This is a genomic window from Pseudomonas sp. TE12508, assembly GCF_056279485.1.
The window spans coordinates 128,661-148,361 of the sequence record NZ_JBWCCN010000007.1 but is presented as its reverse complement, the minus strand read 5'-3'; the positions used below and the strand labels follow the sequence as shown (position 1 = coordinate 148,361).

The 19,701-nt window shown below is 53.6% G+C and carries 14 protein-coding genes and 4 pseudogenes; 6 read left to right on the top strand and 12 right to left on the bottom strand.

The features are described from left to right. Positions 1 to 50: 50 nt before the first annotated feature. The 3 genes from ACZ9IM_RS11585 to ACZ9IM_RS11575 form a co-directional block, all read right to left on the bottom strand. The gene (locus ACZ9IM_RS11585; protein ID WP_008069773.1) at positions 51 to 905 is read right to left on the bottom strand and encodes an HpcH/HpaI aldolase/citrate lyase family protein; all 855 of its coding nucleotides are present in this window, start codon (positions 903 to 905) and stop codon (positions 51 to 53) included. After that, complete coding sequence (locus ACZ9IM_RS11580) at positions 905 to 2,086, bottom strand: CaiB/BaiF CoA transferase family protein (RefSeq protein ID WP_008069772.1); 1,182 nt, start codon at positions 2,084 to 2,086, stop codon at positions 905 to 907. Before ACZ9IM_RS11580 ends, ACZ9IM_RS11585 begins: the two co-directional genes overlap by 1 nt. A 263-nt stretch (positions 2,087 to 2,349) precedes the next feature. Further along, positions 2,350 to 3,081: a TorF family putative porin gene (locus ACZ9IM_RS11575; RefSeq protein WP_476223951.1), complete on the bottom strand. Its 732-nt coding sequence runs from the start codon at positions 3,079 to 3,081 to the stop codon at positions 2,350 to 2,352. Positions 3,082 to 3,586: 505 nt separating this feature from the next. Here ACZ9IM_RS11575 and ACZ9IM_RS11570 point away from each other — a divergent pair. Then, the gene (locus ACZ9IM_RS11570; protein ID WP_008069768.1) at positions 3,587 to 4,096 is read left to right on the top strand and encodes a PaaI family thioesterase; all 510 of its coding nucleotides are present in this window, start codon (positions 3,587 to 3,589) and stop codon (positions 4,094 to 4,096) included. A 114-nt stretch (positions 4,097 to 4,210) separates the two neighbouring features. Here ACZ9IM_RS11570 and hisN read toward each other — a convergent pair whose 3' ends face one another. Further along, positions 4,211 to 5,002, bottom strand: a complete 792-nt coding sequence (gene hisN / locus ACZ9IM_RS11565) for a histidinol-phosphatase (protein ID WP_008069765.1) — start codon at positions 5,000 to 5,002, stop codon at positions 4,211 to 4,213. 35 nt (positions 5,003 to 5,037) lie between these two features. Beyond that, positions 5,038 to 5,320 (bottom strand): annotated as a pseudogene (locus tag ACZ9IM_RS11560) (histone-like nucleoid-structuring protein, MvaT/MvaU family). A gap of 166 nt (positions 5,321 to 5,486) precedes the next feature. Here ACZ9IM_RS11560 and ACZ9IM_RS11555 point away from each other — a divergent pair. The 3 genes and pseudogenes from ACZ9IM_RS11555 to ACZ9IM_RS11545 all read left to right on the top strand — a co-directional run. Further along, positions 5,487 to 5,672 (top strand): annotated as a pseudogene (locus ACZ9IM_RS11555) (zinc-ribbon domain-containing protein); the annotation flags it as partial. Between the two features lie 138 nt (positions 5,673 to 5,810). Continuing rightward, on the top strand, positions 5,811 to 8,996 hold the full coding sequence (locus tag ACZ9IM_RS11550; RefSeq protein ID WP_476224058.1) for an adenylate/guanylate cyclase domain-containing protein: 3,186 nt from the start codon (positions 5,811 to 5,813) through the stop codon (positions 8,994 to 8,996). A 116-nt stretch (positions 8,997 to 9,112) separates the two neighbouring features. Beyond that, positions 9,113 to 10,162: a patatin-like phospholipase family protein gene (locus tag ACZ9IM_RS11545; RefSeq protein ID WP_008069762.1), complete on the top strand. Its 1,050-nt coding sequence runs from the start codon at positions 9,113 to 9,115 to the stop codon at positions 10,160 to 10,162. A 190-nt stretch (positions 10,163 to 10,352) separates the two neighbouring features. Here the strand turns inward: ACZ9IM_RS11545 and ACZ9IM_RS11540 are convergent. From ACZ9IM_RS11540 to ACZ9IM_RS11520, 5 genes and pseudogenes are all read right to left on the bottom strand, one after another. Then, positions 10,353 to 10,457, bottom strand: a pseudogene (locus tag ACZ9IM_RS11540) (transcriptional regulator); the annotation flags it as partial. A 112-nt stretch (positions 10,458 to 10,569) separates the two neighbouring features. Next, a complete protein-coding gene (locus ACZ9IM_RS11535) occupies positions 10,570 to 11,328 on the bottom strand; it encodes an IclR family transcriptional regulator (RefSeq protein WP_007995722.1) in 759 nt (252 codons plus the stop codon). Positions 11,329 to 11,591: 263 nt separating this feature from the next. Further along, the gene (locus tag ACZ9IM_RS11530) at positions 11,592 to 12,911 is read right to left on the bottom strand and encodes an MFS transporter (protein ID WP_008069756.1); all 1,320 of its coding nucleotides are present in this window, start codon (positions 12,909 to 12,911) and stop codon (positions 11,592 to 11,594) included. Between the two features lie 80 nt (positions 12,912 to 12,991). Next, the gene (locus tag ACZ9IM_RS11525; protein ID WP_008069755.1) at positions 12,992 to 14,188 is read right to left on the bottom strand and encodes a CaiB/BaiF CoA transferase family protein; all 1,197 of its coding nucleotides are present in this window, start codon (positions 14,186 to 14,188) and stop codon (positions 12,992 to 12,994) included. 2 nt (positions 14,189 to 14,190) lie between these two features. Continuing rightward, complete coding sequence (locus tag ACZ9IM_RS11520) at positions 14,191 to 15,132, bottom strand: hydroxymethylglutaryl-CoA lyase (protein ID WP_476223950.1); 942 nt, start codon at positions 15,130 to 15,132, stop codon at positions 14,191 to 14,193. A 332-nt stretch (positions 15,133 to 15,464) separates the two neighbouring features. Between ACZ9IM_RS11520 and ACZ9IM_RS11515 the strand changes: the two genes are divergently transcribed. Then, positions 15,465 to 16,397, top strand: a complete 933-nt coding sequence (locus ACZ9IM_RS11515; RefSeq protein ID WP_476223949.1) for an SMP-30/gluconolactonase/LRE family protein — start codon at positions 15,465 to 15,467, stop codon at positions 16,395 to 16,397. Positions 16,398 to 16,511: 114 nt separating this feature from the next. After that, a complete protein-coding gene (locus tag ACZ9IM_RS11510) occupies positions 16,512 to 17,804 on the top strand; it encodes a CitMHS family transporter (protein ID WP_007995716.1) in 1,293 nt (430 codons plus the stop codon). 146 nt (positions 17,805 to 17,950) lie between these two features. Here ACZ9IM_RS11510 and ACZ9IM_RS11505 read toward each other — a convergent pair. Together ACZ9IM_RS11505 and ACZ9IM_RS11500 are read right to left on the bottom strand one after the other, a co-directional pair. Next, positions 17,951 to 18,106: pseudogene (locus ACZ9IM_RS11505) on the bottom strand (histone-like nucleoid-structuring protein, MvaT/MvaU family); the annotation flags it as partial. Positions 18,107 to 18,396: 290 nt separating this feature from the next. Next, positions 18,397 to 19,662, bottom strand: a complete 1,266-nt coding sequence (locus ACZ9IM_RS11500) for a hypothetical protein (RefSeq protein WP_476223948.1) — start codon at positions 19,660 to 19,662, stop codon at positions 18,397 to 18,399. Positions 19,663 to 19,701 lie beyond the last annotated feature (39 nt).

The following is a 19,701-nucleotide window of genomic DNA, read 5'->3' as shown; positions in this document are numbered from 1 at the left end:
GAATTCAACGAGCGGTGGCTGGCCAAACACAGCCACCATGACCTCAGTGATTAACGCTTGGCGTTAGCCAGACGCAACGCTCTTTGATAGACCGGTTCATCGATCATCTTGCCGTCCACAGCAATGGCACCTTTACCTTCGAGTTTGGCCTGTTCGAACTCCGAGACGATCCTAACTGCCAGTTCGACCTCAACTGAGGAGGCAGAGAAACCGAGATTCGTTGGCGCGATCTGACTGGGGTGGATTAGCGCCGCCCCCTTCAGCCCAACTGCCCGTGAAGCACGTACTCTGGCGGCGAAAAGGTCGAGGTCGGAGTAATCAGCCAATGATCCAACCAAACCCAGTGCATGCAGGTTGTGAGCAGCAGCGGCTATAGCAACCTGAGTAGCAGGGAGCGTGAGAACAGCCTCACTAGGAGCAGTTTCCAATGCCGCACAATAGTCTTCTGACCCTAGAAGCAAGCCCTTCAGTAACGGGGAGGCTTGTGCAATCTCATTGAGATTGAGGATGCCAATTGGGGACTCAATCAAAGCGATGATGACCGGTGAAAGCTCATAATCATTACGGTAGCTTTCAATCAGCTCAGCCGCAGCTTTAACCCGGTAGCTGTCATCACACTTAGGTACCAGGATTGCCGTAACCTGCGACAGATCCGCCGCTGCGATGTCTTTAACCATGTCTTTTAGCGAAGAATTCACTCGAATCACGACATCAATGCCAGCATCTGCCACGCAATCGACTGACTCTTGTAGCGACTCACGCGCAGACGCTTTCGCACTGGGAATTACAGAGTCCTCCAGATCCAAAATGATCGCATCTGCTCCCCGCTTGATCGCAGACTGGATCAGCTTCGGATTGTTCGCTGGCACAAAAAGCATCGACCGCCAAGAATAGGAACGAGACATCAGATAGCTCCTACACTGGCCAACGATTCAATCTCGGTTGCGGAGCAACCAAGCGATTCGAGAATCGATTTGGAGTGTTCTCCGACTGCGGGCACTGCATCCATACGCGGCTCGGACACAGCCCAACCACCAGGTGGAAGAAGCGCTGGAAACTCGCCAATCGGGCTCTGCACGTTCCGCCAGCGATTACGAGCTTTCAACTGAGGGTGATCCCACACCTCCGCCATGTTGTTCACTTGCGCATTAGCGATCTGCGCTTTCTCCAGACGCGCGATCACCTCATCACGCGTCTTCCCAGCAAAGACTTCAGTGATAATTTGGGTAAGTTGCTCGCGGTTTTCATGACGCTTGGAGTTGGAGTGATACAGCTCGGAATTGGCCAACTCTGGGGATTGAAGTACGTGTTCGCAAAAAGAAGCCCACTCTCTCTCGTTCTGCAAGCCGAGCATTACGGTCTTGCCATCTCCTGCCACGAAGGGGCCGTATGGGAAGATGGTAGCGTGCCCTGCCCCAGCTCGTGGAGGCTGCGATGCGCCCTCAAATGAGTAATAGAGAGGGAACCCCATCCACTCAACCAAGCTCTCCAGCATGGAAATCTCGAGACGTTGTCCTTTCCCGGTTTTTTCTCGTTCGAGAAGCGCTGCCAAGATATTGGTATAGGCGTACATCCCGGCTGCAATATCAGCGATTGAAGACCCTGCTTTGACTGGCTCATCTTTTGTGCCCGTCACCGAGACAAAACCGGCCTCACTTTGAATCAGGAGATCGTACGCTTTCTTGTCACGGTAAGGGCCACTGTCTCCATAACCGGAGATGTCACAGACTATGAGATCTGGGCGCTCTTTGGAAAGCTCCTCATAAGAGATGCCGAGACGTGCAGCAGCACCTGGAGCAAGGTTCTGCACCACGACATCGGCCTCCTCAAGGATCAACTTGCGAAGGAGCTGATTTGCTCGTTCGTTTTTGAGATCCAGGGTCAAACTTTCCTTTGAGCGGTTCACCCACATGAAATGGGAAGACATACCGCGAACTCGTCCATCGTAAGCACGAGCAAAATCGCCGGTTTTAGGACGCTCCACCTTGATCACACGAGCGCCTAGGTCAGCGAGTTGGCGCGTAGCAAAAGGCGCGGCAATCGCGTGCTCAAGGGTGACGACGGTGATATCAGCCAGTGGTCTCATGGTCTCTCCAGTTTTTTGAAGTTGTTATGGGACTGGTCAAGCGAGATAGAGGGACGTTCCCTTTGTAGGGTCGCGAGGCAAAGCTTGAGCAGTCAGCTTCTTTTTAACACGACTGTTGTGTTATGAAAAGAAAACCGACGAGTGACCGCCTTTCCTGCCGAAGGATGCCTCCTGTGTCAGCCACGACCGGGGTGAACGAGCAGGCAAAAAAAAGCCAGGCACTGGGAGTGCCTGGCAAAAATGCGCTTCTGTTGGTGCAAATTTTAGAAAGTCTTGCTCACGCCAACCAACAGCCGTGCGGAGCATGACTCCTTGTCACCAATATTTGAGAGACACTCCGTTTCGGACAGATTCGTGTCGATGTAACTTGCAGACCAATCCAAGCCAACCCAGTTCTTGGTCACCTTGACCTCCCACTCGTTATACGACTCCTCGGAGCTACCATCAGAAGAGAAAAATGCTGGATCCTTGTAATCAGCCACCCCGAAACGAAGATCTAAGCCGATATCATAAGGTAACGCTTTAGTGCCATAACCTATGTAGTTATAGGTGAAAACCTGATCACCATAATAGTCATTTGAGTAGTACGCCCCAACCTTAAATCCATAAGCGGTCAAAACACCATACGCTTCCCCAGCGTTGAGAATTGAGCTTTTTGGGTAAGTATATTGAATATATCCGAGATCAAGATTGATATCGTCGCTTATTTTCCAATTGTATCCAGCGAGAAAATCATTTTCCGTCCGAGTATCTAGCCCATTGATATCTACATTGGAAGCCCACACCCCAGCATACAATCCGCTCGAATGGGCAAGAGTGGCAGAAGCTTGTACCGCAGGTTTTCGTTGAGTAAATGAAACACCTCTCATCGAATACTCAGAAAACGCACCAACAGTTGTGATTAGCTCGAAATCATCACTTAACGGAATTGCCGACACAGATTGTGCAACACATGCGAAAGCCCCAGCAACAGCACACACAGCCGCCTTGTTCATACCCAGCCTCATGATTATTTTTATGGCAGAATGAGTTAAATGAAATGCAATCGCAGATCCTTTGCAGCATCTCAGATAATTTATGTTTAGCGAGCAGACTCCCTAGACTTGTCCTCCGGCAAACTCACCACGAACTGCCAGAGAATAAAGAAAAATCTCGAAAAGCTCTCTTACACACATAAAATCACCTGATATTTTATATTTGTTATTCAAAGGCAATTAGATTTATGACATCGGAAGCTAATCCCGTGCATCACTGATCCATGCCCTGAAACGATTGTTACCTACGCAACCGTGCTGTGATATGGCTGATTCGGCCAAAAACAAACCAGACAGGCCAAATTGCTGGTTGAATGATCGTTAATTGTTGAAGAGATGCCACCACAGACTTATAAAATCCTGACATACAAAATACGGCTCTTTACTGCCAGTCGTGACTTGCATAAGCAATAAATACAGAGTTAAAAACTTCGATTGGGTTAAGCTTTTTGAGGACTACCAAGGCATGGCCATACTCGATACATCTCTGCAAGACAGTGCCGCACCAGAAGGCGTTTGCTACGGCTGTGGGAGCAGTAATCCGAACGGACTGCATATCAAGAGCTTCTGGCATGAGGACGGCGTACACGTCATCGCCGAGCACCTGCCTGATCCCAAGTTCTGCGGTTGGCCCGATCTGGTTTACGGCGGGATGATTGCGATGCTGGTTGATTGCCATTCCAGCTGGACGGCGATGGCCTATCACTACCGAGCTGAGCACCGTGAGCCCGGCACCGAACCCGGTATCACCTGCGTCACTGGAAACCTTGGCATCAAATTCATCAAACCCACACCAATGGGGATATCACTGACTCTGCGGGCCAAAGTTGTAGGCGATATCGGACGCAAGACTCGTGTGATCTGCGAGGTCTATGCCGGAGAGGTGCTGACAGCTATTGGTGACTCTATTTTTGTTCGAGTAAATACAGAGCAATTGGCAGCAAACGCCCATGGTCGCCAGGCTATTCCTGTGTGATTAGCGCCCCTACGTTCTAGGGGTAACGCTTAATTAAGCCCGGCCATTTGACCGGGCTTTTTTTCTCACACCTTATGAACCGTTAAGCCTGAGCCATTGCGATGATTGCCCACATTAAACCGCGTGCCTGAGCAACTCCACCAACTGGGCATGCATTGCAGGATCACCACAAGCAACAACAGTCCCGCCATTTTGAGCAGTCCTGCCATCCCAGGCTGTGATCACTCCACCGGCACCTTCGATAATCGGAATCAACGCCTGGACGTCATAGGGCTGCAGACTAGCCTCGATAATCACATCTACGAATCCTGAAGCGAGCATGCAGTACGCATAGCAATCACCGCCGAAGCGAGCCAATTTCGCTTGGCTTGCCACAGATTGAAAAGCCTCTCGACGCACTGGTGTCTCGAACATATCTGGTGTGGTGCACATCAGTGTTGCTGAGGAGAGGCCTTGGCACTGGCGTGTTCTTAGCTTCGTCCCATTGCACCATGCACCATCCGGACTGCCTATGTAGCGCTCACCCGTGAAGGGCTGATTCATCACTCCGAGCACAGGGCGCTGACCATCGTTGAGGGCTATTAGCGTTCCCCATAGTGGCAAGCCGGTGATGAAAGCTCGGGTACCATCGATAGGATCGAGCACCCAAGTCAGCTCGCTGCTGCCTACGATTGAGCCCTCCTCCTCGCCAAAGATGCCGTGTGTGGGATACCGATCCTGAATCAGTTCGCGCATCGCTCGTTCGGCAGCCTTATCCGCCAAGGTTACGGGGTCGAAAACATGACCGCCCTTATCCTCCACATCCAGTTTTGCTCGAAAGTACGGCTGAATAGCTACAGCTGCGGCCTCGGCTAACTGCTCGGCGAAGGCTTGATATTCAGCAATATGATCTGCTCTGATGGACATCGACGATTACCCGATTTAGCGAAAAAACGTGGATCTTATCTGAGGCAACTGTCCACGGTGGCGGAGCCGTACTGAGCCTTCCATTCCTTCAGTGTTTTGTGGTTGCCGCCCTTGGTTGGCACGACTTCGCCGGTTTCCGGATTTTTGTACACCTTCATATGGCGAGGTTTACGGCTGCCAGCTTTGGACTCGAGGGTTGGAGCGCGACGCGCCCGACTGCGGGTTGATCACGTCTTTCAGGCTGTAGCTGTACTCGCCCAGATCTTTCTGCTGACCTACCATCGTTCCGAGGACAAGCAGAACTGAGAATTGCTCAATGAGAAAAGCGCCGCAGGCATTGAGGCCCTTGTTGATGAACTTCGGTCGTCATCAATAAGCGAATTTTACTTCTCGATACATCGGTACAAACTATCTTTAACAGAAGGGCTCCAAGGCTTTCTGAGCCTGCTGGCCCGATGACTTCAATCTGTCTTTTGCCAGATCGATGTCACGCTTTTCCATCTTGAGCGGTCTACTTGAACGCGAGCAAAAGGGAAGAGATCGTATGCGTTGCGCAAACTGCGGATTCGAGAATCCCTCCGGGGCCAGCTTCTGTGACGCGTGTGGCGCCAGGCTGTCTTGCAGCTGTCTGCGCTGTGGCCACGAGGCGCGCCTTTCCGACAAATTTTGCAGTGAATGCGGCGCGCCGCTAACCAATGTACCTGCTGCGCCATCACCGCCCCCCCGGCCTGTTTCAGGGCCTTCTCCAGCGCCCATTCATTACACGCCCCACCACCTTGCCGAGCGCATCCGCGCCGAACAGGTAGCCATGGAAGCCCGGGGCGAGACCGCCGGTGAGCGTAAGACCGTCACGGCACTGTTTGCCGACATGGCTGGTTCCACGGCGTTGATCCACGACCTCGATGCGGAAGAGGCCCACCACCTGATCGAACCCGTCGTCGCGCTGATGATGGAAGCCGTCCACCATTACGAAGGCTACGTAGCCAAGACGCTGGGCGATGGCATACTCGCGCTGTTCGGAGCCCCCATCGCACATGAGGATCATCCGCAGCGGGCGCTGTATGCGGCACTGCGCATGCAGCAGGCGATACGCCGACATGGCGACCGCATTCGCCTGGAGAAAGGCATTCCGCTGCAAATCCGCGTCGGCATCCATACCGGAGAGGTCGTCGTGCGTTCGATCCGCACGGACAATTTGCACACCGATTACGATCCGGTCGGGAACACGATCCACATTGCATCCCGGATGGAGGGCATCGCCGCACCATCGTCGATCCTGGTGAGCGAGTCCACCTACAAGCTGGCGGAGGGTTATTTCGAATTCAAGGCTCTGGGGGCCGCCCAGGTCAAAGGCATTCCCGCCCCCCTCGTTGTGTACGAGGTGCAGGGTCTCGGCGCGTTGCGCACGCGCTTGCAACTGTCGGCACATCGCGGGCTGGCCAGGTTCGTCGGCCGCCAGGTCGAGCTCGACCACCTGCATCAGGCGCTCGAGCAGTCCAAAGCGGGCCACAGTAAGGTCGTCGCGGTGATAGGCGAGGCCGGAGTCGGGAAGTCACGGCTGTTTCATGAGTTCAAGGAGCGCTCGCGGCGTGGCTGTTTGGTGCTGGAGACGTTCTCGGTGTCGCACGGCAGGGCCTTTGCCTATTTCCCGCTCATCGAACTGCTGAACAACTATTTTCAGATTACCGCCCAGGACGACGAGCGCCGGTGCCGGGAAAAGGTCATGGGCAAGACCCTTACACTCGAGCGAAGCTTCGAGGATCTCGTGCCCTACCTGCTTTATCTGCTGGGTATCGGCCAAAGCAGTTCTGTGCTCGCGGAAATGGATCCTCAGATCAGGCGCGATCGCACCTTCGATGCGATCACTCAACTGCTGGCGCGCGAGAGCCGCAATCAACCGATCGAACTGCTGTTCGAGGATTTGCAATGGCTGGACTGCGAGACCGAAGCATTCCTCGCGTACATGATCGACCACTTGGCGAGCACCCCGATCCTGCTCCTCGTGAACTACCGGCCCGAGTATCGACCTGTGTGGACGCGCGCGAGTCATTGCAGCCAACTGCGGCTCGAACCGCTGGGCCCAGCCGAAGCCCAGGGACTGCTGGCGACCCTGCTTGGGGACGATCCCACCCTCGCCCCTCTCAAACAGCTCATCCTGGATAAGACCGAGGGCAACCCTTTCTTCATGGAAGAAGTGGTGCAAACGCTGGCGGAGGAGAAATTGCTGCTTGGTGAACCCGGTCAATATCGAATCGAGCAAACTCCGGCTGCGCTGCATATTCCCACCACTGTGCAGGGTGTACTCGCCGCCCGTATCGACCGCCTCCCCGTTGCGGAGAAGGAATTGCTGCAGATCCTCGCCGTTATCGGCAAAGAGTTTCCGTTCAGTCTGATCCAGTGCATCTGTGATGGGCGGGACGCTCGGCTGGACGAAGATTTGTGCGATCTGCTCGCCCGACTGGAGGCTGCGGACTTCATTTACCAGCGGCCCGCATTTCCGGAGGTGGAGTATTCGTTCAAGCATGCGCTAACCCAGGAGGTTGCGGGCCACTCGCTACTCACGGAGCGGCGTAGCGCGCTGCATGAGCGCACGGCGCAGGCTATCGAGGCACTGTTCCCCACTCGCATCGCGGATTACTGCAGCGAACTGGCGCACCACTATAGGCTGAGCGGCAATGTTCCGAAGGCCGTGGAATACCTGCACCGTACCGGGCAACAGGCCCTCCAGCATTCCGCCCATCTCGATGCAATGCGTCACCTCGGCGCGGCGCTGGAATTGCTCAAGCATTTGCCTGATACGCCAGCGCGTGCTCATCAGGAACTGACGTTGCTACTCGCCCTGGGGCCGGCCTTGATGGCCGTGCGAGGCTATGGTGCGCCCGAGGTAGCGGCCACTTACACCCGCGCACTGGCGCTGTGCGCGCAAGTAGGTGACGACTCGCTTTTCCCTACGCTGCTGGGGCTGTGGAATTACTACGAGCTGCGTGCTGAATACTCCACTGCATGCGAACTGGCTGAACGATTGCTCAGCATTGCGCAAACTACGCAGGATCCGGACTTGCTCGTGGATGCCCATGCGGCACTCGGAGAGACATTGTTCTTCCAAGGTGATCTGCGCAATGCCCATGACCATCAGGAGCAGGCGCGTGCGCTCTACATCCCAGACCGGCATCGCACACATGCCATTACGTACGGCTTGGATCCGGGCTACGCCCTGTCATTTTCGGCCTGGAGTCTTTGGTACTTGGGTTTTCCCGATCAAGCAAGCACGCGCAGCCGGGATACCCTTGCTCTGGACAAGAAGATTTCCCACCCGATTAGCTTGGCCTTCACCCTCTCCGCTACATCGATACTCGCGCAGTTTCGGCACGACGTACAACTCGCTGAAGAGTGTGCAGATGCCGCCATTAAGCTTTCTCTCGAACGAGGGTTTCCGTTTTCTTTGGCATGGGGGAATATTCTTCAAGGTTGGGCTCGCATCGAGCAGGGAAACATTGACGAGGGCATCGCTCAGCTAACCCAAGGTATCGCCAATTACCAGGCAGCCGGAGCAGAATTTGGATGTTCTTATTTTCTAGCACTGCTGGCCGCAGCTCACGGACGCGACGGGCAACCGCAGGCAGGATTGGATGCCGTGACCGACGCTCTGGCTATGGTGAACAGAACAGGCGAGCACTTTTATGAAGCAGAGCTGTATCGCCTGAAGGGAACTCTTATTCTCCAATGTCCGGGTGAAGAAAGACAGGATTCTGCCGTGCAGCAGGAAGCGCTAGCATGCTTTCACAAGGCGATCTCGGTTGCTCGACAACAAGGTGCAAAGTCACTCGAGCTACGAGCCACAGTGAGCCTTGCTCAGCTATGGAAAACACGAGACAAGGAGGCGGCCAGGCAAATGTTGGCCGACATCTATAGCTTCTTCACCGAAGGCTTCGACAGCGTTGATTTACTACAAGCCAAGGCGCTGCTCGATGCATGGGCATCAAGTGGGGAGTGAACGATCGATAACGCATGGTGCTGAATGGAGCATCGGCGTGTCGTCGGCAAGCGCGTGACGGGACGAAGCACCGCAGCAAGTTCCGATTCGTATCAGCTCCGACGAGGAGACCTCGAATGACCACGAAGAACGGAAGGCCTCGGGGCAGTGATGAGCGTAAGCCGGTCGCGCTGGCTTTGCAGGGCGGCGGCATGCACGGTGCGTTCACCTGGGGCGTGCTCGATCGGTTGCTCGAGGATGACAGGCTTGCCATTGAAGGGGTGAGCGCAACCAGTGCCGGCGCGATGAATGCCACCGTGCTGGCTTACGGTATGCTGCAAGGTGGCGAGGCCGGGGCGCGCCAGGCGCTGCACGATTTCTGGTACGCCGTGGCGCAGTCCGCCGAGCGTCATAACCCGTTGCGCTGGATGCCATGGTTGAAAGGGACACACAGCTTCGGTCTGGACTATTCACCCATGTATACGTTCGCGGACATGGCACTTCGAATATTCTCGCCTTACCAGTTCAATAGCCGCAACTTGAGTCCATTGCGGGATGTGCTGGATAAACAGATAGATTTCGCAGCCCTGCGGAGCCAATGCCCGTTCGACCTCTATCTTTGCGCAACCAATGTCGAAACGGGAAAAATACGCATTTTCACGAAAGATGAGGTTTGCGCCGAAGCGGTACTCGCATCAGCCTGTGTGCCGACATTGTTCCAAGCGGTCACGATCGACGGACAGAACTACTGGGATGGCGGCTATATGGGAAACCCGGCCATTTTTCCGTTGATCTACCACTGCAATACACGCGATGTGGTGATTGTCCATATCAATCCACTCGTCCGCCCAGGCGTACCCATTACAGCTGCTGACATCCTTAATCGCATCAGTGAAATCAGCTTTAATTCGTCGCTGATGCGTGAGCTGCGCACGATCGCTTTTGTCACCGACCTCATCCAGCAAGGCAAGGTCGATCGCAACGAGATGAAGGAGATGCTGATCCACTCCATTAAGTCAGACGAGGCAATGTGTGCGCTCAGCGTGTCCAGCAAGTACAACGCGGACTGGGACTTTCTTTGCGGGCTGCGCGACAACGGACGAAGCGAGGCCGAGACGTGGCTCTCGGAGAACTACTGCAATATTGGCGAACGGTCGAGTATCGACATCCGAAAGGAATTTCTTTGAACGCCGCCATAGGACAGGAAAGGTGATTGGCGTTGGCACGAACACTCGCTCTATGGGTGCGGTGTAGCACGCATGAGTGCTCCACGGTGTGATCGCCCACTACGGCAACGCCAGATCCAATGTCCCTCAATCTGCTACAAAAAAGGCCCTCGCGGGCCCTTTTGTACTCAAACCAAAATCACTTGGTCAGTCAGGACTCCACGGTGTCGGAACCGTATTTCGCTTTCCATTCTTTCAGCGTTTTATGGTTGCCGCCTTTCGTTTCGACTACTTCTCCAGTGTGCGGATTTTTGTGTCACTTCACTTGGGTAGGTTCGCGAGAGTCGGCTGTTGACGCGCGCACATCGATAGCTCAAACGTCAACCATATGATGTGCTCACGACATGCCTTCGCGTTGAGTTGACGACCTATAAATTACGCAATGCCTTGACCAATTCCTGATCGTTACCACCTAGGGCACTGGTGGCAATAGCTGCGTTTCGAAGCAGCATAGCAATCGCAGCATCCATCTGTTGTTTGTTGAAACGCTCGGCTGGGCCCGACAGGGTGAGAGCTCCCTTGAACTCATACCCTACAGCAAAGACCGGTACCGAAACCGACGCGGTTTCGGGATCCCGCTCTCCACTGGACGCCGCCCAGAACTGATTGCGTTCCTGCGCAAGAGCCGGGTCTTGCAACTTGCTGAAGGCTCGTAGCACTTTGCCCGAAGCTCCCGCCTGCAACGAAAAGCGCGCGCCCTCATGAATGGAGAATCGGACAGCACGCTTAGGTTCAACCCTGAACAGCACAACGCGACTGCCGTTATCCAGTACGTAAAATGATGAGGTTTCACCACTCTCTTCGGTAATCGATTCCAGGATCGGATAGATCACATCACGCAGGCGAAACGAGGTTTGATAAATCTGCGCCAGACGCAGTGGTTCAGGGCCCACTGCATAATTACCATCGGGTAGTCGCCGCACAAAGCCTGCGAACTCCAATGACGTTATGATTCGAAGAATGGTGCTTTTGTACAGCCCAGTACGCCTTGCAATCTCAGCCAGCGACAGACTGCTCTGGTCAATATCGAATGCCGTTAAAATCGAGAATGCCCGGTCAACCGCAGCCACACCACCCTCTGCAGCAGGATTGGAAGGCTCGACATCTTTGGGTTGTTCACTCGTCATGATCGCTCGCGGAAAAATAAAAAACGATGGAGTACGGTGCAAAAGCGAATGCCCGATAAGGGTGAACCTTACCCTTTGCCCCTATTAGCTGCCAAATCGTTTCACAACCAGCCCATACAACGTTCGCCTCAATGAGTCCCAACGATGGAACAACTGCTGACTAGACTGAAATTCTGAAGCCTCTTTCATTGACTGCTGCAGAAGGCAATGAATGAGGCATGGCCACAGGTTCGACTACGCTACCACTGAGCAAGCTCCTCCTATCAAGCGTCACGCATGAACAGACGAAGGGACATTGCCATCAAGGCCGCTACAAACACGATGCACCCCATCGCCATTAATCCAGCGCTGAATGAACCGGTAAAGTCTTTCAAAAAGCCCATCAGATACGGGCCTGCAAATCCACCAAGCGCACCGATGGAGTTGATCAAGGCAATCCCACCTGCTGCCGCCCGACCGGAAAGAAACTTGCCGGGTAAGGTGTAGAAGATGGTTTTGGCCGAAATCGTTCCAATCAGCGCAAAAGTGATGCCGAGCAGTGCAGGAACCAAAGTATTCATCTGCATTGCCACTAATAGAGCAGTACCTGCCAGCAGCAAAGCCAGGATCAGGTGCAGGATGCCTTTGCCAGTACGGTCTACATGACGAGCCCAGATAAGCAGGCCAATAGTCGCGAAGAAATAGGGAATCGCCGCCACCCATCCAATCATGCTGACTTCAACCCCATGCCCTTTGAGCATTTGCGGCAACCAGATGCCGATCCCGTAGGAGCCGAGCGTGAAGCTGAACGTAATACAGCTGAGAATCCAGACCCGTGGGTCTTTGAGCGCGTCCTTGAAACCATGGCTTTTGGGGTGACTGCGCTTCTCGTCGGCAAGCATCTCTTCAAGAACATTGCGTTCTTCAGAGGTGAGCCATTTGGCTTCAGCCGGACGGTCAACCATGACCTTGAGGGTGATCAACCCGAGGATGCAAGCTGGCAGACCTTCAATCAGGAACATCCATTGCCAACCAGATAGACCCCAGATGCCGTGCATCTGCAACAACCAAACGGACAGTGGCCCACCGACCAGAAACGAGATGGGGGTCGCTATGGTGAACCAGGCAAGCACCCGAGTTCGATACTGAGCTGGAAACCACAGCGTCAGAAAAAATATTACGCCAGGAAAAAAACCAGCCTCAGCAACTCCGAGTACAAAGCGCGCAATGTAGAAACTGTAGGGCCCAATGACCAGTGCTGTCGCAGCGGCGGCAAGGCCCCAAGTGATCATGATTCGAGCCATCCAAAGGCGCGCGCCGAAGCGGAACATTGCCAGATTGCTTGGAACTTCACAAAGGCAATACCCGACGAACATGATGCCTGCGCCCAGACCAAACTGGGATGCTGTCAAACCGAGCTGATCGGTCATCTGCAGTGCGGCATACCCCACGCTGGTACGGTCAAGGTAGTTGAAAAAATAAGCGAGTGCCAAAAGAGGTATCAAGCGCCAGGCGGCTTTGTGCAGGACACGTGTCTGCTCTCTACTCAGGACTATGGAGACAGGAGCGGACGATTCAGTTGCGGAAGTCGTGACGGTGGCCATGACGTGATCCTCGATATTGTTCTTATTGAAGCCGGCGGCTCAGTCATGCCGCCGGTAACACACCCTGGGATGACAAAAGCTCAGCCTTTAACAACACCGGCACTACGCAAAGCCTCAATATCGGCTGGTGCATAACCCATCTGGCTCAACAACTCATTGGAGTGGCTGCCCAACGTCGGCACGTTCAGGCGAGTGCCAAATCGTTGACCGTCCATCTCGAACGGAAGCATCGGCACTTTCACTACCTCACCATCAGGCAGCGTCAGCTCAGCCATGCCACCTGATTGATTCAGGTGTTCATCTTCGAACAGATCTTGCGGACGCTGGATCGGCGAAAACGGTAATCCTGCCGTTTCACAACGGGCCATCACTTCAGCCTTGCTCATGCTGCCTAGGCGCTCGATAACCAGAGGCATGATCTGATCGCGGGCCGCAACACGCTCATTGTTCTGTTGCAGCGAAAGATCGGAACCGAGTTCGGTAAAGTCAAAAGCAGTGCAGAAGCTCTGCCATTGACTGTCGCTGACAACACCCAGGAACACCTGGTCATCATCAGAGGTGTTGAATACGTCATAGATGGCCCATGCGGAAATGCGGCTTGGCATCGGCGCTGCGGCCTTCCCAGTCACAACTTTTTGCATCATGTGCTGAGCCACTAGGAATGCAGAATTTTCGAACAAACCAGTCTGGACAAATTGCCCCTGCCCAGTGGCATTACGCTGATGTAAAGCCGCCAGAATCGAGATCGCGCTAAACATGCCACCCATGACGTCATTGACTGAGGCGCCAGCGCGCAACGGACGCCCTTCAGGGCCCGTCATATAGGCCAGCCCTGTCATCATCTGCACCACTTCATCCAACGCCGTGCGGTGATCGTAGGGGCCAGGCAAAAAGCCTTTCATTGAGCTGTAAATAATGTCGGGCTTGATTCCTTTGACTTGCTCAAATCCGAGCCCAAGCTTTTCCATCGCACCTGGGCGGAAGTTCTCAGTCACCACGTCAGCGCTGGCGATCAGCTTGCGCACCGCCTCCATGCCCGCCTCAGTTTTCATGTCCACGGCAAAACTTTTTTTATTGCGGTTGTAGGTCATCCAGTAGCCCGCGCCGGATCCCATGAGACGTCGAGTGTTGTCACCTGCCGGAGCCGGTTCGACTTTGATGACTTCGGCACCAAGATCCGCGAGTACCAAACCGCAGGTTGGGCCCATAACCATATGCACAAATTCGATGACACGGATGCCGGCGAGCGGCAGGGCTTTTTCAGAAGTCTGCTGCATGCTCATGCATCCTTTTTCGCGTAATGGAAGTTCTTGCCGACGCCTGCGTCCGGAATGAAACCGTATAGCGGTTCACCGGGCAAACCCCGTTGCAGCCACTCACGGGCAGCCACCAAACGTTCGATATCGACGCCCGTGCGCAGCCCCATGGACTCAAGCAGGTACACCAAATCCTCAGTCACAATGTTGCCCGAGGCGCCCGGTGCATAAGGGCACCCGCCTATCCCGCCTTGCGAGGCATCGATTGTAGTGACTCCTACTTCTATCGCCGCTACGACGTTGGCCAAGCCTTGACCGCGTGTGTTGTGAAAGTGCGCACTGCCAGCCACCGTACCTACTGAGTCGCGCAATCGGGTAAACAGGCGGCGAACCTGGGTTGGGTTGGCGTAACCGACTGTGTCAGCCAGGCCGACTTCGTCGACCCCCATCTCGGCCATCGTAACGGCCATGCGGATGACATCGTCCTCCGGTACTTCGCCCTGAATCGTGCATCCGAACACTGTCGACAGACCGGCTTCTATCTGGATATGCGGGAACTGCGTGTTACGCAGGGCCACTACAGAGCGCACTTCCTCGAATACCTGAGCGTGCGTCTTGCGGATATTCGACAGCGAGTGCGGCTCACTAACAGAAATCGGCATGGTGATTTTATGTACGCCGGCCTCGAAGGCCGCCTGCGCGCCTTTGAGGTTTGGCACCAGTGCGGTCACGAACAAGCCCGGTAAGCTACGCCCATGAGCGACTAACTGCGCGGCATCAGCCATTTGAGGCAAGAGCTTGGGCGAGACAAACGAGCCGATCTCAATTTCACGCAGACCGGCACTGGCCAGTGCTGATATCCATTGAAGCTTGAGTTCGGTCGGCATTGTGGCCTTCACACTCTGAAGCCCATCTCGTGGCCCCACTTCACTGATCAAAATGTCGATGTCGTTGTTGTTATGCATCGCTAGACCTCTTCTTGTTTTTTCCCCATGCCACACAGCTCGCTCGGAGAGGTGACATGAAAAAGAGCTTTCGTTCTATCTGACGGAATTACGTTCTATTTAAAATACTGCGATGCGTAACCATTGCTGTCAACAAAATCGTGATCAACGGCAGAATACATTCACGAGAGAACGCTTACGGGAGAGTCATCCGAAAAAACAGGCTTGACAGAAGGAAGCATGTGGCCTGAAAGTTGTTCTAGCCGAAAGAATTACGTTCTGCCAGATAGAACATAACAAAAAGACTTGGACAGGCTAAACAGCCGCCACGTCTGTTTACACCGGAGACTGCCATGAGTTTTTACGCCCCTCCTCGCGTGCTGCCGACACGTCTGTTCAGCCAATTACCTGAAGGGTTCTGGCGTGACGGTGACTCCGATTGGGTAAGGGCGAACAAACCTGGACAGCGGGTCAAGAGCTTTTTGGAAGGGCCGTCCTTCGATCTCGAAGGCAACCTCTACGTCACTGACATCCCCTATGGGCGAATTTTTCGGGTTACACCTTCGGGTGATTGGCAGCTAGTTGTGGAGTATGACGGTTGGCCTAATGGCCTGAAAATTCACCAGGACGGTCGCATTTTCATTGCCGATTACAAGCACGGCATTCTTCTGTTAAATCCAGTTGATAGCAAAATCACGCCCTTCCTTACTCACCATCGTAGTGAAGGCTTCAAAGGTGTGAACGACCTGTTCTTTGATGACTTGGGTTTGCTTTACTTCACCGACCAAGGCCAGACCGGGCAGCACGATCCCAGCGGTCGGGTGTTTCGCTACGATCTGGATACACAGCAACTGACTTGCTTGATAGACAACGGCCCCAGTCCGAATGGACTCGTGATGGATATCGATCAGAAAGCCTTGTTGGTGGCGATGACCCGAGGCAATGCCGTGTGGCGCCTGCCCATTCAATCGGATGGCAGCACCACCAAAGTTGGCATATTCATGACCATGGCTGGAGGTGTCAGTGGGGCCGACGGCATGGCGCTTGATACCGAAGGCAATCTCTATATCTGCGATGCGGGGAATGGCTGTGTGTGGGTCACTGACCGGCATGCGGTGCCGTTGTATCGAATAGAGGCATGCACTAGAGGACGAACGGTGACCAACCTCGCATTTGGCGGGCCTGGTAATCGTTCCCTGCACATCATCGATTCTTCCACCGGCAGCATCCTGGTCGCGGACTTGGAACATTCGGGCAACCCCATGTTTTCCCACGCCACGACGTAATCCTTATGCGCAGCACTCCTTATATGCCCTCGTGCATATAGGCCTACTTCGTCCATAAAAAAGCCAAAAGCGCATGGGCCCCAGAAAACAATTCATAAAAATAAAGAGGAAAACATGCTCACTCTCCTTAGCTACGCAATGATCATCTGCTTCATGTACTTGATCATGAGCAAACGCCTCTCGCCTCTGGTAGCTCTGCTGCTAGTTCCGGTCGCCTTCGCTTCTATGGGCGGTTTCGCTACCCAGCTAGGGCCAATGATGCTGGACGGGGTAAAGATGCTTGCACCAACCGGCATCATGCTTACGTTCGCAATCCTGTACTTCTGCATGATGACAGATGCCGGGCTCTTCAATCCCCTAGTCAAGTTGATCCTGAAAACGGTAAAAGGCGATCCTCGGAAAATCGTTTTAGGGACTGCAATTCTTGGACTTTGTGTCGGACTTGACGGTGACGGTGCGACCACCTACATCATCACCACGGCTGCGTTGCTACCTCTGTACCGCCTGACCGGCATCCGCATGCAAGTGATGGCGACCGTGCTGCTGATGACCATCGGGGTGATGAATATCCTCCCGTGGGCAGGGCCGTTTTCGCGCGCGGCAAGTGCCATGCATGTAGACATCACCGAGCTGTTCGTCGAGATGATTCCTATCATGTTCGCTGGTGCGATCTGGGTTCTTTTTTCTGCATGGTACTTGGGCCGCGTGGAGTACCGCCGTCTCGGTGTGGTTCAACTCGATGAAGAAGCCGCGCTGGAAGGAATGGCACATATCCGCATGCGAGATTGGAGATTCATTTTCAATTCGGCACTTACCATTAGCCTCATTGCAGCAATGATGATCAGCCTCATGCCGTTGCCGATCCTGTTCATGCTCGCCTTCGCCATTGGTGCTCTGGTCAATTTTCCAAAGCTCAAAGATCAGAAAGCAATGGTAGCGAGACATGCCGATAACGTCTTAGCGGTGACATTGCTGATTTTCGCAGCGGGAACATTTGTTGGAATCATGAGCGGAACTGGCATGATCAAGGCAATCTCCGCGAGCTTGATCTATGTGGTACCTGAGTGGGCAGGACACTTCATGTCCGTGTTTACGGCATTTCTCAGCATGCCGTTCACTTACGTGCTGACCAACGACGCCTTCTATTTCGGCATCTTGCCGATCCTCGCCGAGACCGCCAGCCACTACGGAATTGGTGCGCAGGAAATGGCCATCGCCAGCCTTATTGGTCAACCGGTACACCTGCTTAGCCCTCTGGTGGCCTCTACTTACCTTCTGTGTGGATTACTCGACTTGGACTATGGCGATAACCAACGCGTGTCCATGAAATGGATGATTGGTACCTGCGTTGTAATGTTTATTGCGGCCCTGCTATTTGGCTCGATTTCTATCATAGCGAAGGCATAGAGCTGACCTCTGTCGCTGAGGCAAAGACTGTAACAGTGTGCGGATTGAGGAGTGGCGACTGATACTTGAAGTGGTACAGAGGAATCTCTACCACCTCAAGTGCTGAAAAAATGGCCCTCTCGGGCCCTTTTGTACTCAAACCAAAATCACTTGGTCAGCCAGGACTCGACGGTGTCGGAGCCGTGCTCAGCTTTCCACTCTTTCAGAGTCTTGTGGTTGCCGCCTTTCGTCTCTACGACCTCGCCGGTGTGGGGGTTCTTGTAGACCTTCACTTGGCGTGGCTTGCGGGTGCCCGATTGGGACTGAGCTGCTGGAGCGCGACATACCCCAAGACACCTACGGCGCCCGCCCATGTGATATCTGGTTATTATTGGCTGGCTGCGACATGGCCAAACCTGCTGCTTTCATGTGCTGACTGCAACCGCCCCAGAACCCAAGATGACTGCGATGGCAATGCCAGAGTAATTGGTAAGGCTAACTTCTTCCCCCTTGTTGATGAGACGAAGCGCGCGAATGCCGGGACGTAGCCAGCACGATGCGCTGGATGCGTTGACGGTCGCGCTCAAGGGCCCTACAGAAGCTCAGCAAAGGGCTAACAGTTGGGGAATACCGTAAAAAATTTTCTGTCACATAGAAGGAGCACTTCATCAAAATTCCGCTTTCCACCTGTCACCAAATTTCTGACTTCTTTCAGCATTTCTTTTATAAATGTAATTTCCCCCTGGTACGTGTACTCCACGGGAATGACTACTAACAAAATTCTTTGATCTGGATAGTTTTTATCATGCTTATCTTCGATGGCCTTCGCAATTCTAGCCGGTAGCGAATCAATCATTGACTTGATCTTGGCCAAATTCCTCATCGGAAAATTCCCTATACCACGCTGCTCACTCCACGAAAGCAACTCGAAGTCACCGAGTGGAACAGCCCAGGTGATTTCTACAATCAATATCTGAGAGTCGTCGACTATTTTGAGGTCGAAATTGTCCGCTTCCAAACCAAACTGTAGGACTGCTGAGTCAGCAATCTTCTGATGCTTAATGAAGTAAAGAGAGGGAAGAAGCTCCTCTCGAAGAAGTTTGTTCGGCGCTTTACCGTCCACTGCGCGCCGGGTTGAATAGAATCCATTAAGGGCGTGGAAATACTCAAAATTCTCCATGGAACCATGGTTTACGTAAGCGTCAATAATCTCCTTGAAGCTTTGAACTTTAATTAATTGCTCAAAGGGTACCAAGTCCAGATAAGGCTTAGTGTACGTCTTCTCAACGGGCGCCTGGATATGCTTAAGCTCAAAGTTCGCCCCGAAAACCAATTCGCAATAATATTTTGCGAACGAGGGATCGATGTAGAAGCCTTCATCGTGTTGACTCAGAAGTCTCTTGTCCCGCATGCCCTCGAAACCATAAAATAGCCCCTCGATCTCGGTCTTTAGAGCCTCCGCGACCTCAATCCGCTTGCAATCTTCCTCCTCTAAGAAGCTAAACCACCATATGAATACGTCTTCATAATCTAAAAATTCATGGTCATGCTGATAAATATTGACACTAAAACTTTTCCCAAGCGATGCCACCACGTTATCGACAGCGGACTTGAACTCGCGATATGCCTCCCAACCCAATTCCACATACGGTGCACCTTCGGTGAACAAGATGTAGCTGTGAGATTGGGGGCGCTCAATTTCTTCAAACTCTTGCGTTGACAACATACCACCTACTGTTTGGTTTTTTAGTGAGAGGCACGAGGCGGCTCTGCCGTCTCCGCTTGCGCGAGGGAGCAATCCCCTACCACAAGAGAAAAACAGTGGCAGACCAACGGAATTTTCATTTCTCATCTCTTGTGTAAATTTGAAGCGCCGCATCCTGACTCAGGAAAGTCTGAGCTCAAACAGTATCAAGTG

Bases quoted from the DNA above. Each gene is read 5' to 3' on its own strand.
- ACZ9IM_RS11585 (WP_008069773.1), bottom strand. From the start codon at position 905: ATGTCTCGTTCCTATTCTTGGCGGTCGATGCTTTTTGTGCCAGCGAAC.
- ACZ9IM_RS11580 (WP_008069772.1), bottom strand. From the start codon at position 2,086: ATGAGACCACTGGCTGATATCACCGTCGTCACCCTTGAGCACGCGATT.
- ACZ9IM_RS11575 (WP_476223951.1), bottom strand. From the start codon at position 3,081: ATGAACAAGGCGGCTGTGTGTGCTGTTGCTGGGGCTTTCGCATGTGTT.
- ACZ9IM_RS11570 (WP_008069768.1), top strand. From the start codon at position 3,587: ATGGCCATACTCGATACATCTCTGCAAGACAGTGCCGCACCAGAAGGC.
- hisN (WP_008069765.1), bottom strand. From the start codon at position 5,002: ATGTCCATCAGAGCAGATCATATTGCTGAATATCAAGCCTTCGCCGAG.
- ACZ9IM_RS11550 (WP_476224058.1), top strand. From the start codon at position 5,811: ATGGAAGCCCGGGGCGAGACCGCCGGTGAGCGTAAGACCGTCACGGCA.
- ACZ9IM_RS11545 (WP_008069762.1), top strand. From the start codon at position 9,113: ATGACCACGAAGAACGGAAGGCCTCGGGGCAGTGATGAGCGTAAGCCG.
- ACZ9IM_RS11535 (WP_007995722.1), bottom strand. From the start codon at position 11,328: ATGACGAGTGAACAACCCAAAGATGTCGAGCCTTCCAATCCTGCTGCA.
- ACZ9IM_RS11530 (WP_008069756.1), bottom strand. From the start codon at position 12,911: ATGGCCACCGTCACGACTTCCGCAACTGAATCGTCCGCTCCTGTCTCC.
- ACZ9IM_RS11525 (WP_008069755.1), bottom strand. From the start codon at position 14,188: ATGCAGCAGACTTCTGAAAAAGCCCTGCCGCTCGCCGGCATCCGTGTC.
- ACZ9IM_RS11520 (WP_476223950.1), bottom strand. From the start codon at position 15,132: ATGCATAACAACAACGACATCGACATTTTGATCAGTGAAGTGGGGCCA.
- ACZ9IM_RS11515 (WP_476223949.1), top strand. From the start codon at position 15,465: ATGAGTTTTTACGCCCCTCCTCGCGTGCTGCCGACACGTCTGTTCAGC.
- ACZ9IM_RS11510 (WP_007995716.1), top strand. From the start codon at position 16,512: ATGCTCACTCTCCTTAGCTACGCAATGATCATCTGCTTCATGTACTTG.
- ACZ9IM_RS11500 (WP_476223948.1), bottom strand. From the start codon at position 19,662: ATGCGGCGCTTCAAATTTACACAAGAGATGAGAAATGAAAATTCCGTT.